At 34.9% G+C, this 13765-nt stretch carries 10 protein-coding genes and 1 pseudogene; 2 read left to right on the forward strand and 9 right to left on the reverse strand.

Translation table 11 applies throughout. The features are described 5' to 3' along the window. Positions 1–431 precede the first annotated feature (431 nt). On the reverse strand, positions 432–731 hold the full coding sequence (locus tag IF125_RS10090) for a type II toxin-antitoxin system RelE/ParE family toxin (RefSeq protein ID WP_171624020.1): 300 nt from the start codon (positions 729–731) through the stop codon (positions 432–434). Next, positions 731–979 carry a type II toxin-antitoxin system ParD family antitoxin gene (locus IF125_RS10095; protein WP_171624019.1) on the reverse strand — a complete coding sequence of 83 codons (249 nt, stop codon included), beginning with the start codon at positions 977–979 and terminating at the stop codon, positions 731–733. The genes IF125_RS10090 and IF125_RS10095 overlap by 1 nt, the downstream gene beginning before the upstream one ends. 476 nt (positions 980–1455) lie before the next feature. On the opposite strand from IF125_RS10095, the pseudogene IF125_RS10100 reads away from it, so the two are divergent. Further along, a pseudogene (locus IF125_RS10100) lies at positions 1456–1776 on the forward strand (transposase); the annotation flags it as partial. A 137-nt stretch (positions 1777–1913) separates the two neighbouring features. On the opposite strand, the gene IF125_RS10105 reads toward IF125_RS10100, so the two are convergent. Both IF125_RS10105 and IF125_RS10110 read right to left on the reverse strand, forming a co-directional pair. After that, positions 1914–2561 carry a hypothetical protein gene (locus tag IF125_RS10105; RefSeq protein ID WP_171622695.1) on the reverse strand — a complete coding sequence of 216 codons (648 nt, stop codon included), beginning with the start codon at positions 2559–2561 and terminating at the stop codon, positions 1914–1916. 209 nt (positions 2562–2770) lie between these two features. After that, positions 2771–3685: a glutaminase gene (locus IF125_RS10110; RefSeq protein ID WP_171622696.1), complete on the reverse strand. Its 915-nt coding sequence runs from the start codon at positions 3683–3685 to the stop codon at positions 2771–2773. A 251-nt stretch (positions 3686–3936) separates the two neighbouring features. Between IF125_RS10110 and IF125_RS10115 the strand changes: the two genes are divergently transcribed. Then, positions 3937–5484: an IS1182 family transposase gene (locus IF125_RS10115; RefSeq protein WP_225542391.1), complete on the forward strand. Its 1548-nt coding sequence runs from the start codon at positions 3937–3939 to the stop codon at positions 5482–5484. A 223-nt stretch (positions 5485–5707) separates the two neighbouring features. On the opposite strand, the gene IF125_RS10120 is transcribed toward IF125_RS10115, so the two are convergent. From IF125_RS10120 to porQ, 5 genes are all read right to left on the reverse strand, one after another. Next, positions 5708–6604: a 3-hydroxyacyl-CoA dehydrogenase gene (locus IF125_RS10120; RefSeq protein ID WP_171622756.1), complete on the reverse strand. Its 897-nt coding sequence runs from the start codon at positions 6602–6604 to the stop codon at positions 5708–5710. Positions 6605–6625: 21 nt separating this feature from the next. Beyond that, positions 6626–7993, reverse strand: a complete 1368-nt coding sequence (locus IF125_RS10125; RefSeq protein WP_225542392.1) for an oleate hydratase — start codon at positions 7991–7993, stop codon at positions 6626–6628. Continuing rightward, the gene (locus IF125_RS10130; protein ID WP_225542393.1) at positions 7993–11136 is read right to left on the reverse strand and encodes a type ISP restriction/modification enzyme; all 3144 of its coding nucleotides are present in this window, start codon (positions 11134–11136) and stop codon (positions 7993–7995) included. Before IF125_RS10130 ends, IF125_RS10125 begins: the two co-directional genes overlap by 1 nt. An 836-nt stretch (positions 11137–11972) precedes the next feature. Further along, positions 11973–12659 carry a (d)CMP kinase gene (gene cmk / locus IF125_RS10135; RefSeq protein WP_188319546.1) on the reverse strand — a complete coding sequence of 229 codons (687 nt, stop codon included), beginning with the start codon at positions 12657–12659 and terminating at the stop codon, positions 11973–11975. A gap of 52 nt (positions 12660–12711) precedes the next feature. After that, positions 12712–13737 carry a type IX secretion system protein PorQ gene (gene porQ / locus IF125_RS10140; protein ID WP_171622702.1) on the reverse strand — a complete coding sequence of 342 codons (1026 nt, stop codon included), beginning with the start codon at positions 13735–13737 and terminating at the stop codon, positions 12712–12714. Positions 13738–13765: the final 28 nt, after the last annotated feature.

The raw sequence follows: 13765 nt of genomic DNA on the forward strand, positions 1-13765 counted from the left end.
TTCTATCCCTAACTGACTGTTATGACGGGAAATATTTTTTGAGATTTTTAGATTTGAGAAACTAGATAGTAGATTTCCGACCCGAAAACATCGTTTTTACAGCAAGAAATGATTAGATGTTTTGCTTTTATTGCTTATAAATAAAAGTAAAATGTCTACTTTGTGGTTAACGACTCGGGAAAAGTTCCGATATTAATTAATAAAGTCGAGCTAAACTTTAGCTATATAGTATATGGTAGTTCTAATTACAGGTTCCTCAACAAGTTTTTACTTTCTGCCCTTCTGGCAAGAAGGAAGATTAGTTGTTAGTGGTAGTTTTTTATTCATCGCTTCCAATGTAGCTCAATTCTTTGTTTTTTTTGTCTAACTGAAATAAAAATTGGAGTTGTGCAATAGTTACCCTTGTTAGCTGCAGCCAGAATTACGGTTAATTATTCATTAATATGAGATTCAATATCCATTTGTTGATGTAAAATTCTAATAATTTCCACAATTTCTTCCTTTATATTAATTCTGTAAAAAATGAAATGTGATTTTACTCTAGATCTAAAATATCCTTTTCTAACATCATTGTAATTTTTCCCTGTTTTTGGGTTTTCAGAAATATATTCAATTTCATCTATTATTAAATCAAGATAATAATCAGCTTGTTCCAAAGACCATTCTTCAAAAGTATAGAGCCAAATATTTTCTAAATCAATTTCAGCTTGCTTACTGATTTTGTAATTCATTATTTAGCAGAATATTTTTGATGTAAATTTTGTTTGAATGATTCTCGATTAAAATCTGAAGAAAAACCAGATTTTTCTCCTTTTTTTAATTCTTTAATTAATTCAGTTTTCTTTGTTTCTTCATGCTCAAACATTCTTAAAGCAGCTCTTACAACTTCACTTGCCGAAGAATATTTTCCAGTTTTTATTTGTGAATTGATAAAATTGTCGAAATAATCGCCCAATAAAATCGAAGTATTTTTTGCCATAACCATTTGATTTAAATTTCAAAATCAAATATACCAAGTTTTGGTATTTATTCAAAATTTATTTGCGGAAAACTTGTCAAATCTGGTTGCAGATAACGGAAAAAGGCTTTGCGAAGTACGGGAATTCGAAGAACCAAAAGTTCAAGAATTCAGAAACGAAGTAAATGCTTTTTCAGATTGTCTAATTTAAGTAAAAAAAACAATATGAAAAGCAGTTGCGAAATATTTTGACGAAATTTCAATCAAGACTAAACCCCGCCATTGCGCCAACACCATGTGCTTGTTGCACAACTCAAAAATAAAAAAAATTCGGATCTTGTAGTATGCAAGGACGAGAAGAATTTACCCCACAATTATTTTACGAACTAAGTTTAGAGCGGTTAGTTCCACCCGATAACTTTTATCGCCGTGTAAATCAAGCATTAGATTTACATTTTTTGTACAAATCCATTCAAAAACATTATGGCACTCAAGGTCAAGAAAGCATTCACAAACCTTTGTACGATAAAATGCACGAAAAACTCACCCAAAACAAAGCATATCACCGCAGATTAGTTAAACGACGAAGTGCTACGGTAGAACCCGTTTTAGGAACGTTGATTAACTTTTTTAACCTAAAACGAATCAACAGCAGAGGAATGGCACAAGCCAATAAACACGTTTTGATGTCAAGTTTATCTTACAACTTGAAGAAATATCTACGTTTTATTTTCAAAACCCCGAGTGTTTTAGCCCAAGTTGTTTCCCTAAAACAAGGGAAATACAGCTTTTTACAAAAGTACTCCTTCACAACTTAAAAAAGTGCGTTTTTAAACCCCTATAATTTTACAATTTAATATATTTCTCTAAAAATAAACCTCGCTTAAAATGGCTTAAACGAGGTCAAATATTTTAAATTTTTATAAAAATTGGAGTTGTGCAACAGTCACCCTTGTTACCTGCAGTTTTTATTTATATTATTATACTTTTTAATTCTTCTTACAGTTCCTATTATTAAAAATAGAGAAACAATGTAGAAAACAATATGAACCCAATGAAATATATCTGCGAATAAATTCAAATAAAGAATTAGAAGGTTCAAAATTATTATACAAATCAGAGTGAATTTTGGATCGTGATTTTCAGCTTGATATTTTTCAAAGTTTTTAAGTTTATTAGTATTTATGTTAGGTATTTTTGAAATTAATGAATCAAAATTTTCAAATTCTAAGTCACTTAAATATGTTGAATTACCATCACTGGTGGATATAGTGATTTTTTTATAAAGACTTGCCTTAATAATTATAGAATCCCAAAGTATATTTTTAATATTATCGATTGAAATCTTTTTAAATTTTAAACGAAATGGATAAATGCTAATTATTTCATTATTTTTTATAATTAAAATTCGAAAATAGATAATGAAAAAAACAAAAACTGCAAAAGTTATTAGCATTAATAATCCCACAAAAAACTTACCTAATATGGGAACATCACTTGCGAAAAAATTCATACAAAAAGCCCAATAATAAAATGTTATTCCGCAACAAATCATCAGTATGAGCCAAAATGATGTAAAAATATTATTTATTCCAATTTTCATTAAGTTTTGTTTAAAATTGCAGGTGACGGTTAGCGGCTTTGCGAAGTTGCGACATTTACAACATTATATTTTGTCGCAATTTTGCAAAACCGTAGTTGTGTACAGTTTTCATGTGTTATTATTTATTTTTATGGGTCACATGGAATACGCCAGATTGGTTATAATATCATCTTCGGTTGGTGATTTGTTCCAATCATGGCTATTTCATCTCAAAATATCGATAACTGAGATTTTGTTGTAAACTCTTCAAGAAATTTCATCCCTTTATATGAATTTCCTTTTTCATTCAATTTCGGACTCCAAACTGCAATCGCATAATGATTTGGATGGATTGCAACAATCCCTCCTCCAACACCACTCTTTCCAGGAAGTCCAACTTTAAAGGCAAATTCTCCAGATTCGTCATATAAGCCACAAGTTTGCATTAGTGCATTTATTCTTTTGCATTGGCTTTTGGTAAGTATCGAATTGTTAGCAAATATGTTACAGCCATTGTTTGCTAAAAACAAAAATAATTCTGAAAGCTCTTTGCAATTCATTTCAAGAGAGCAAAGATCAAAATAGAAGTCAAGAACATCTGAGGGTTCATTTTCAATATTTCCAAAGGATTTAATGAAATTACATAATGCCACATTTCGAAATCCTACGCTTTTTTCTGAAGCAGCTATTTTGCGTGAATAGTTTAATTCTGAATTATTGGAAATGCTTCTAATAAAAGATAAAAATTCTTCTTTTGGGTTTTTCAGATTGCTAAGTAGAATATCTGAAATAACAATTGCTCCAGCATTTATAAAGGGATTTCGAGGTATGCCTTTATCTGCTTCAAGTTGAACTAGAGAATTAAATGCTGTTCCTGAAGGTTCTACTCCAAGTCTTGTCCAAATTTTCTCGCCAAGAATACTATATGCTAAGCTTAGTGAAAGTACTTTTGCAATACTCTGAATCGAAAATTTATCGTTAAAATTGCCAATACCAAAATTAGTGTGGTCAATTGTTGATATAAATACTCCAAAACTTTCCGAATCAACGTTAACCAACTCAGGAATATAAGATGCCAATCGTCCTTTGTCATCTGTATTTTTAACCTCTTCATAGGTTGCCCTAACTATTTCTTCTAAATTCACCTCTTTTTTAATTTAATTGTACACAACGAGCCGAGTATTTGCGAAGAACGGGTGAGAAATTGAACGCAGTTCAAGTTCGTGCGTTCAAGCAAATTGCTTGGCTGAAACTAAATTAATTGAAAGTTTTTAGAAAAGCAATTTTGCGGGTGGAAAAAGATGGGATGAAAGTTTACTTTCAGCCCGTTTTTTTTTGCCAAACTCTTGTGATTGTTGCACAACTCAAAAATAAAAAAAAAATCGGATCTTGTAGTATGCAAGGACGAAAAGAATTTACCCCACAATTATTTTACGAACTAAGTTTAGAAAGGTTAGTTCCACCCGATAACTTTTATCGCCGTGTAAATCAAGCATTAGATTTACATTTTTTGTATAAATCCACTCAAAAATACTATGGCACTCAAGGTCAAGAAAGTATTGACCCGGTGGTGTTTTTTAAAATATTGTTAGTGGGTTATTTGAATAATATCAACAGCGACAGAGCATTGATTCGTTTTTGTTCGGATAGTTTGAGTATTCGTTTATTTTTAGGCTATGATCTGAACGAAGAATTGCCTTGGCATTCGACAATTAGCCGAACTCGCGCATTATTTGGCGAAGAAGTTTTCTTGCAATTGTTTCAGTTGATATTGAGTTTATGTGTGAATAAAGGCATGGTTTCTGGGAAACGTCAGGCGGTAGATTCAGCGTTTATCAAAGCGAACGCTAGCATGGATTCTCTTGTTGAAAAAGAGGTTCTAAACGATGCTTCTGCTTTTGTGAATGAGTTGGAAGAAAATTCAGAATTCAAAGCATGCATTGAGCCTAATCGAACTGTAACATCAACTCGAAAGAAGTTGGTAGAACAACATCATAATTGGAAAAAAGAAGAGTTTAAAGGAATGCCTGCTGCTCGCAAAACGATTCAAATAAATGAAGATGGTGAAGATATTCGTCCAAAATTTTTGAGTAATCATACCCATTATAGTCCAACAGATCCTGATGCGAAAATCTCGACCAAACCAGGAAAACCACGTCAATTAAATTATGCGGGACAGTTAGCTGTTGATGATAAACACCATGTGATTACAGGCGCTTGTGCCAGCACAGCAGGTAGTAAAGACAGTGCTATTTTTGCAGAAATTATGGATCAAACGATTGAAAATTTTAAACAAAATGAGATTCAAATAGGTGAAGTTTTGGCTGATGCGGGATACAGTAGCGGTACAAGTTTGCAATATTGTGAAGATCATAACTTAGATGCTTGGATCCCCAACTTTGGACAATATAAACCCGAACGGGAAGGCTTTATTTTCAATAAAAAGGAAAACCGTTACCAATGTATTCAAGAAGGCGGAAATAAAGCTTTTTTACCGTTTAAAAGAACTTTAACAGACAGCAAAGGTTATGAAAAGAAAAGTTATAGAAATTCGGAAAAAGATTGTGGTAACTGTCCTTTGAGAGCGCAATGTTGTGGTAAAGTAACCAAGTTTAAAAAATTGGAAGAAAGTATTCACAAACCTTTGTACGATAAAATGCACGAAAAACTCACCCAAAACAAAGCATATCACCGCAGGTTAGTAAAACGACGAAGTGCTACGGTAGAACCCGTTTTAGGAACGTTGATTAACTTTTTTAACCTAAAACGAATCAACAGCAGAGGAATGGCACAAGCCAATAAACACGTTTTGATGTCAAGTTTATCTTATAACTTGAAGAAATATCTACGTTTTATTTTCAAAACCCCGAGTGTTTTAGCCCAAGTTGTTTCCCTAAAACAAGGGAAATACAGCTTTTTACAAAATTACTCCTTCACGACTTAAAAAAGTGCGTTTTTAAGCTACCCTAATATTACAATTTAGCATATTTCTTTAAAAACAAACCTCGCTTAAAATGGCTTAAACGAGGTCAAATATTTTAAATTTTTATAATAATTGGAGTTGTGCAACAGTTACCGATGTTAGCTGTAGTGCTTATCAGCATACAAAAAACGCTCTTTCTTAACAGAAAAAAAGAGCGTTTCAATATATTGATCTTTCAGAAAAATTACTTCAGAAAGTTTTTTTCCCAATAAGCTGGATTCGGGTATTTATAGAAACCTTCTCCAGTGGCTACACCAAGTTTGTTTTTATCGATGTAGTTTTCTTTCAACATCGCCGCCACTTTTATTTTTGTAGGATTCTGTGTTTTATCAGCGGCCATTTTATTGATGTTGTATGCAGTAGTAACGCCTACCACATCCAAAATACCAAATGGTCCAACTGGTGCACCGGTTGCGACCATCCATGTTTTGTCGATGGTTTCCACATCTGCCACTTCGTTCACATACAAATCCAACGCAGCACTCAAAAGCGGTACCAATAAGGAATTTACGATATATCCCGGCTGCTCTTTGTATATTGGCAATGCCACCATTCCGATTTGTTTGGCAAATTCTAAAACGGAATTAAATGTTTCGTCTGAAGTGCCGGGATGTTTCATCACTTCTCCGGTATTGTGTTTCCAGATTTCATTGGCAAAGTGTAAGGCTACGAATTGTGCAGGACGACCTGTATATTCGGCAAACTGGCTTGGTAGCATAGTGGAAGAGTTGGTCGCAAAAACAGTTTTAGCGGGTGCTACTTTCGCCAACTGTTCGTAGAACCCGATTTTAATCTGCGGATTTTCCGGAACGGCTTCGATAAGCAAATCGGCATCTTGCACCGCTTCTGCCAAATTGGAATTGTATTGCAAATTTGCTTTAGTGGCTGCAAGCTGTTCTTCCGTTACCTTCAAATCTTTTTTATACGATTCCGCCAAAATATCAAATTTCGCTTTGGCTTTTTCCAAAACCTCATCATTGATGTCGTAAACGGTTACATTAAAACCGTAAAAAGCAGTCTGGAAAGCAATTTGGTAACCCAAAACACCACTTCCTGCCACGGTTACATTTTTAAATGTTATCATTGTATTTTTATTTATTTGTTAACTTCTATAAGATGTATGAATGGCTTTTGCCAACACATCGGGGCGTTTCCAATATTCTGTTACGGGAGTAACTTTCTTATCTAAATTTAAAAGCGTGTAAACGGCTGTCCTTGCAGCCCGTACCGAATATTCTTCGGTAAAAACCATATCTTCCGGAATTTCCACAAACTGACTGATAAGTGCCAGATTGTTACTTCCTTCCGGCACCACAGCCGGACGGTCTGCTTTGGCTCTTGGCTGGAATAATGCGTCGATATATGGCATCATACAAGGAATGACGTTGATAACGCTGTCTTTTATCTCCTGCTCGTATTTTTCAAAATGCAGGTGGTGGATAAGCTCGGTCAGAATTTCTTCGCCGGTACAGTCAATCATCGGTTTTTTTATAAAATCTCCAATCGCATCCGGATACAAACCGTACCCCCAAAGTATGGTCGTATCATCGCCCTGCGCTTTAAAATGCGGTTGGGCCGCTACCACAATCGACATTCTCCACGAAGAATCTTTAAAGGTCATCAATGCGCCGCTTCCGGGTTTGTTACCGCTATATTGCTCAATCAATTGAAGCATTTTGTTGCCCTTGAAAGTAGGGGTAAACGAATACCATTTGGTTTCATCCGGTTTGGTAAAAAACGGATCGGGATTACCGAGTTTGCCCGGTTTTTTGTCGGCTATTTTACGCCACAATGCAAAACTTGGCGGATTGCCCGGAAGGTATTTTGCGGGTGTTTTGTAATCGCCATTGTCGGAATTGTCCGTAATGCAGCCGTTGGTAAAAAATACCAAATCGCCTTCGTTTACCGTAATTTTTTCAGTATTTCCTTCAGCGTTTTCACATACAATTTCAGAAACGGTAATGCCGTCGCCCTCTTTGAAATTGAGGTCGGTAACGGTTTTTCTTAAAGAAAAATCCACGTTGTATTTGTCGAGGAATTTTTTCAAAGGCAAAATCACGGATTCGTATTGGTTGTAGGGCGTACGGGTAACACCTTCCAATGTTTCGATGCGGGAAAATTCCAACAGCATCCGTTTCATGTAACGTTGAAACTCGAAAATACTGCTCCATTCCTGCCAAGCAAACGTAGTTTGCCACATATACCAAAAATTGGTGGTGAAGAAATGGTCATCGAACCAGTCGCGGATCGTAACATTGTCCAAATCATTTTCGTCTGCAAAGAAAAGTTTCAGGAATTTCATCCTATCCTGCGTATTAAAGCCCATATCGGTTACAGGCAGGCGGTTGCCGTCTTTGCTCACATACAAATGAGCGTGAAAACTTTTAGCTACTTCTGTATTACCTGACTCAAAGCAAGGACTGAAATCAACATCAGGAAATTCAATATCTAAACAATGGAACTCGCTCATTAAATCTCAATTTTATCAATCTCTTTCATCAGTCTGTCCGTTTCTGAAAGTGCTACAATGATTTTTTGATAGTGCAGAATGTCGTCAAACTCCAATTTGCGGTCTTTTCGGTCTTTTAGCCATTTTTGGGCTGGTTGATAGCCACCAATGTAAAACTCCCAAGCTATTTGCGGAACATTATCAAAATATTGGGTTTCGTTGATGTAAACTTTACCGTCTTGAAATTTCGTTTTACCAACAACATTGTCTCCGTCTATTGGATATTGCGTAATATATTGCTCCACTTTTGGGCTTTCCAATAAATGAATTTGGCGTATTTCTCCGCCCACTTTTACCAATTGCCAAAAAGTGTCTAGGTCTTTTGGGTAAGGCACTCGTGGGAAATCTATTTTCAGAAACTCTTTGTATTTCTCTCGGTATTTTGGCGAATGCAAAACTGCATAGATGTAATCTAAAATGTCAATTGGGGCAAAAGTATTTACTGTTGTTTCTTTTTCGTTAGTAAAAGTTAAACCTAAATTTTCTGCAATTTGGTTTACAATTTCAGCTTTTAGATTTGGTGTTCTTTCTTCCGTTTGTTCAATTGTTTGTTGTCCATTCGATTCGGGATAGAGATAAAGAGGAAATAGTTTTCCTGCACCAAATAACCGAGCACTTGAAGTAATATTACTATCACATATTAATCTACTCGAAAAAATATGATGAAACTCTTTATTTACTTGACGTGGGACAATTAGATAAATGTTTTCTCTATTAAAATGATGAGAAATGTCCTTGGCAGGTCTGCTAATTATGGTTTTATCAAAATATATTTTTTTGATATCGAAAGGACGATAGTGATAGTCTATGATAAATTCGGATGAAAACTCTTTTTTTAAAATACGCTTTAGTAATGGATATCCACTACTATCATTTACATTATACTCGTCTTTGAATTTTGATTCATATTCTCCATTTAGAAGAATTTTAATTCTTTCTGTTAGTTTATTTGGGTTGTTATCAAGAAATAAAGAATCTCTATCCGTTGAAACACCTGAGTTATTTACTTGAAAGAGATTGTCAATCTTAAATCCTTGTTTGTATATTTCTTCAGACTCAAAATCTTTTGGTACGAAAAAGTAATAAGGCTTTTTGAATTCAAGTTTTGCCCATTTCATATTAGAAATAGTTGAATTGTTAAGCGTCTCATATTTGTGATTCCTTTTACCTTGCAAATCAAAATGATAAACTTCCCCTAATTGGGTTTTCTTCTTTTTATCTGTTTTTACAAAGATGTTAATCGAAACACCTTGCATAATATCAAAAACATTTTGGTCAGGGCTTCCATCAGGGCAAACTTCTTTTTTCTTGGCATTTCCGTGTAAATCCAAGATGTAAATTTTATCAAAAGTCTCTAAAAGATGTTTACGCATTTGACGGTGTGTAATTCCGTCAATAAAGCTATTATTTGAAATATAAGCCAAAACACCACTTCCATTTTTCTCAATATAATGTTGTCCGTAGCGTATAAACTTTATGTAATCATCATCCAAATTGATTTTACGTTCATTGAGATTTTTCTTGTAGTCAGAAATTAAATCTTGAATCCAATCATTTTTATTGGTGCTACTTACAGCATAAGGCGGATTTCCAATGACACACATTACCGGTGTATCTCTTTTGATGTGGTTGGCTTCATTAGCTTCTGTGCTCAACCAATTTGCAAATAGAGTTCCTGTGTCTTGGTGGTGTTCTTCTAAACTATTGGTCAAATAAACTTTAAAGCGTTGGTTGGATGTTGGTTTAAATCCTGTTTCGGTTAAAAGCAAATCCAATTTCAAGTGAGCCATTGCATAACTCGCCATTAGCAACTCAAAACCGTTCAAGCGTGGCAATAAATGCGTTTCTACATAATTGCTCCAAATGCCTTGTTGCCCTTGAAATTTTTTGTGAATGTGTTTTACCACTTCCGCTAAAAAAGTTCCTGTTCCTGTGGCTGGGTCAAGAATTTGTACTTTGTGTACTTCTTGTTCCATTTGTTTATAACCTGTTGCCGAACGTTTGTCGGCGGTTTGGGTGTTTACTTTTATGGTTGTTTTGCTGGTGTCGGCAAGACCTTGCGGTAAATCAAATTCCGTTTTTAGAATGTCGTCAACTGCTCGAACAATAAAATTTACAACGGGTTGCGGTGTATACCAAACGCCACGAGATTTACGCAATTTTGGGTCGTATTCGCTTAGGAACGTTTCATAAAAATGGATAATCGGGTCTTCCATTTTGGTGGATTTCCCGTAATTCTTCAAAATTTCTTCTACGTTACACGCCAAAAAGATTTCTGAAAGGTTCTCAACTACCCATTTGATTCGGTCGTCAATGTCTGGTCCTGCAATGTAACCAAAGAGTTTTCGTAAAAACGGATTGGATTTTGGAATCAGTTCAGCTGCTTCTTGTCTACTAAAATTATCCAAAGTAGGGTCGTGCAAACGAGCCGCAAACATTCCGTAAGCAATGGTTTGAGCGTAAACGTCTGCAAAACCTTGTGGCGTAATGTCGTGAATCAGAATTTGCTTGAAAGCCAACATTTGCTCTTTCAGCGTACTGTTTTCTTGGTTCTCTTCATCACTGGTCAGCGACTTCTCAATAATATTAGAAAGAAGGCGGGCTTTGCCCGCCATCATTTCTGCTAATTTTTTTGAGCTTTTTATCGTTTGTCCAACGTGAACGCAAAAGTCTTTTATCAGATTTTCAAAGTTGCCAAAGTTCTCAGGTAAAGGTTTTATTCCCTTGTCCGTTATTTCAGCAATGGCAATTTTGGTAACAAATTCACCTTCTCGGTAGAGATGAAAGTTTATGTAGTCCGTGAAAATTAAATTGTTTAGAGAAGCTTTGTATCGGTCAAACTGCTCTTTGTTTCCTGTTTTTTTAGTTCCGTCAAGGTCTTTGTCTCCAATGTCTTTAGCTTCAATAAATCCAACTGGAATATCCTTTTTAGTTAAAATGTAGTCAGGTGCTCCACAACTTTGTCTTTTCGGTTCGTTGGTCGCTCTGATTGTCGGCACTAATGCTTCTAAAAGATTTTGTAAGTCTCCACGAAAAGTATGTTCAGTTGCGTTTCCGAGTCTGTACCTTTTGTCTATGTTGTCAATATATTGTTCTAATGTCATTTATTAATTCAATTTCTGTCAGAGCGTTGGCAAAAAACAGCTCTTTTGGTTTTTTCAGCGTTGGCTTTCGTGTCGGCAAAAACCAAATGTGCTGTTTGTGCGGTGGGCTTTCTTTGTATGTTGCCCAACTATTAAATATACGCAACTTTCTACAAAAACCAAATAAAAAGTTAAAATAAACATTACTTGTTGTAAATAAGCTAATTAAATATGGTAATTAATTGCGTATTTAGAATTGTTTGTGGATTTTTTTTTGTGTGATTTTAAATTCAAATAAAGTTTTACGTTAACAAATAAGAGTATTCTGAAATTATAATTGGCCATAAAAACATATAAAAATCGAGTGAATTTTCTTTTATATTTTTTAGACTATCAAACATATTTTTCCAACCTTGATTTCCAGTCAATATTGAAATGAAAGTAAAATATCCTACGATACTTAAAAATAGAACTAATATTTTTAGTCATAATTTTGATTTAAGTTTCGTGAAAATCAGCTATATCCTCAATTCGTACTTGCAGCTTACTCCCTACTTAAAGGCAGGATAAAGGCAAGATGAAGGCAACATAGTGGCAGTAGAGAGGCAGTAGAGTGTATACAATACTTTTTTGGGACGGTTGGAGTTGAACAAAAAAATGGTGGCTCATTGAGCGCGAGGTTTGTATTTTCACTGCATGGAATGATTAGGCGGTGACGATTTGCTGAATCAAGCAAATGGGCAGCGGCTACTTTTGGGTTATGGACTCGGGAAAGGTTTCGCGAAGCGAAATAAATTAGTCAAAAAAAAAGGAAAACATCACTATTTTCCTTCTCTATTATTCTACTATTGGTTCTATTAAAATTTTGACTCGATAATTTGCATCACTTTATCGACTGTTTCTTCGAGATTCATCTGCGAATTGTCAACTTCTATGGCATCATCTGCTTTGCGAAGGGGTGAATAATCACGGTGAGAATCGATATAATCTCTTTCGTTCACATTTTTTAGTACCTCATCTAACGGAATGTCTTTTCCTTGCTGCTGATATTCTAAAAAGCGACGCTTTGCTCGTACTTCTGGCGAAGCTGTTACAAAAATCTTGACATCAGCTTTTGGAAAAACTGTTGTTCCGATATCGCGACCATCCATCACAATACCACCTTTTTCGCCCATCTGTTGCTGTAAAGCCACGCAATAATCGCGAACTGCAGGAATTTCGGAAATTGGACTAACCATTTTAGAAACTTGCATGGTGCGAATCTCATCTTCAACATTTATTCCATTCAGGTATGTTAAATTCTTTTGTGTTAAAGAATCTTGTATAAATTCTATCTTAATGTTAGATAAATTGGCTATTAATGATGTTTCATCAATTTTATTCTCAGCAATATACTGATGCTGAAACGCATATAAGGTTACGGCGCGATACATTGCACCACTATCAATGTGAGTATAACCAAGGTTTTTTGCAATAATTTTTGACATCGAACTTTTTCCGGTAGAAGAATATCCGTCGATTGCAATAATTAAATTTTCTTTCATCTAAATAGAAATTGAAGACAAAGATAAGATTTTATAGTGGTTTGAAAAGTTTTTATAACCAAGGATTACTTCTCCAATAATCACGACCTTGAATAATGCGGTCTAAATTAATGATTAGTCCAAAATGATTAGAGCCACCAGATTTGTGGTAATTCGCGTGTCCAAACTCGAATCGGAAAGCATTCACTCGAATTCCAAAACCATACGTTAATCCAGATAATGAGCGAACTCCCTCGGCTGCTAACTCATTTCCTCGTTTGAAATTATACCCTATTCGCATGTTAAAATCTGAATTTGGAAACAACTCTGCTCCTACTGAAACGTGATCCATCATTTTTCGTCCATTAGATACTTCTTGTCCACTCTTATTATAGGATTGAGAAATATCAAATTTCTGTAAATCGTGCAAAGAAAATGTAAATTCTAACGGAACATGTTCCAATCGATGTGAGATTCCTAAGTTAACTTGCGTTGGCATGTCTTCTTTTTTCCCATTGTACGTTTGGATTTGTCCTCCGATATTACGCACAACCAGCGATACATTGATATTTTTATCGAAATCATGATAGGATAATCCTACATCTCCAGCTATTGCCGAAGATTTATACGATTCAATAGTAGAATTGATGTATTTAACATTTGCTCCAATTGTCCAATAATCACCTAAAACACGTGCATACCCCACTGTTATTGCTGCATCATTCGCTTTGAAATTCCCTGTGATATTTCCACTTTCATCCGTTCCGATTAGTTTTCCGTAATCTACATATTGACCATGTACAGAAAGATAATTCTCTTGATCGATTTCATAGACTGTTGAAAATGTACCAAAATCGACATCTGCAATATAATTCACATAATTGATTCCGAATTGTCCGTGCATATCACGATTCATCAATGCAGGGTTCCATAAAGACGAATTAGGATCAGCATCCCAAGAAGTAGCTGCATTTCCTCCCAAAGCTGCTTGGCGTGGAGATGTTGTAATGTTTAAAAACTCGTAAACACGCGTTCCATCTTGCGCAAAAATCGAAGACGATAGCGCGATAAACAATAATGTACTTAGCTTTTTAAACATTTAGCAAAAATAAGGATTTTGTAGAATA

The organism is Empedobacter stercoris (assembly GCF_020281205.1).
Classification (GTDB): domain Bacteria; phylum Bacteroidota; class Bacteroidia; order Flavobacteriales; family Weeksellaceae; genus Empedobacter; species Empedobacter stercoris.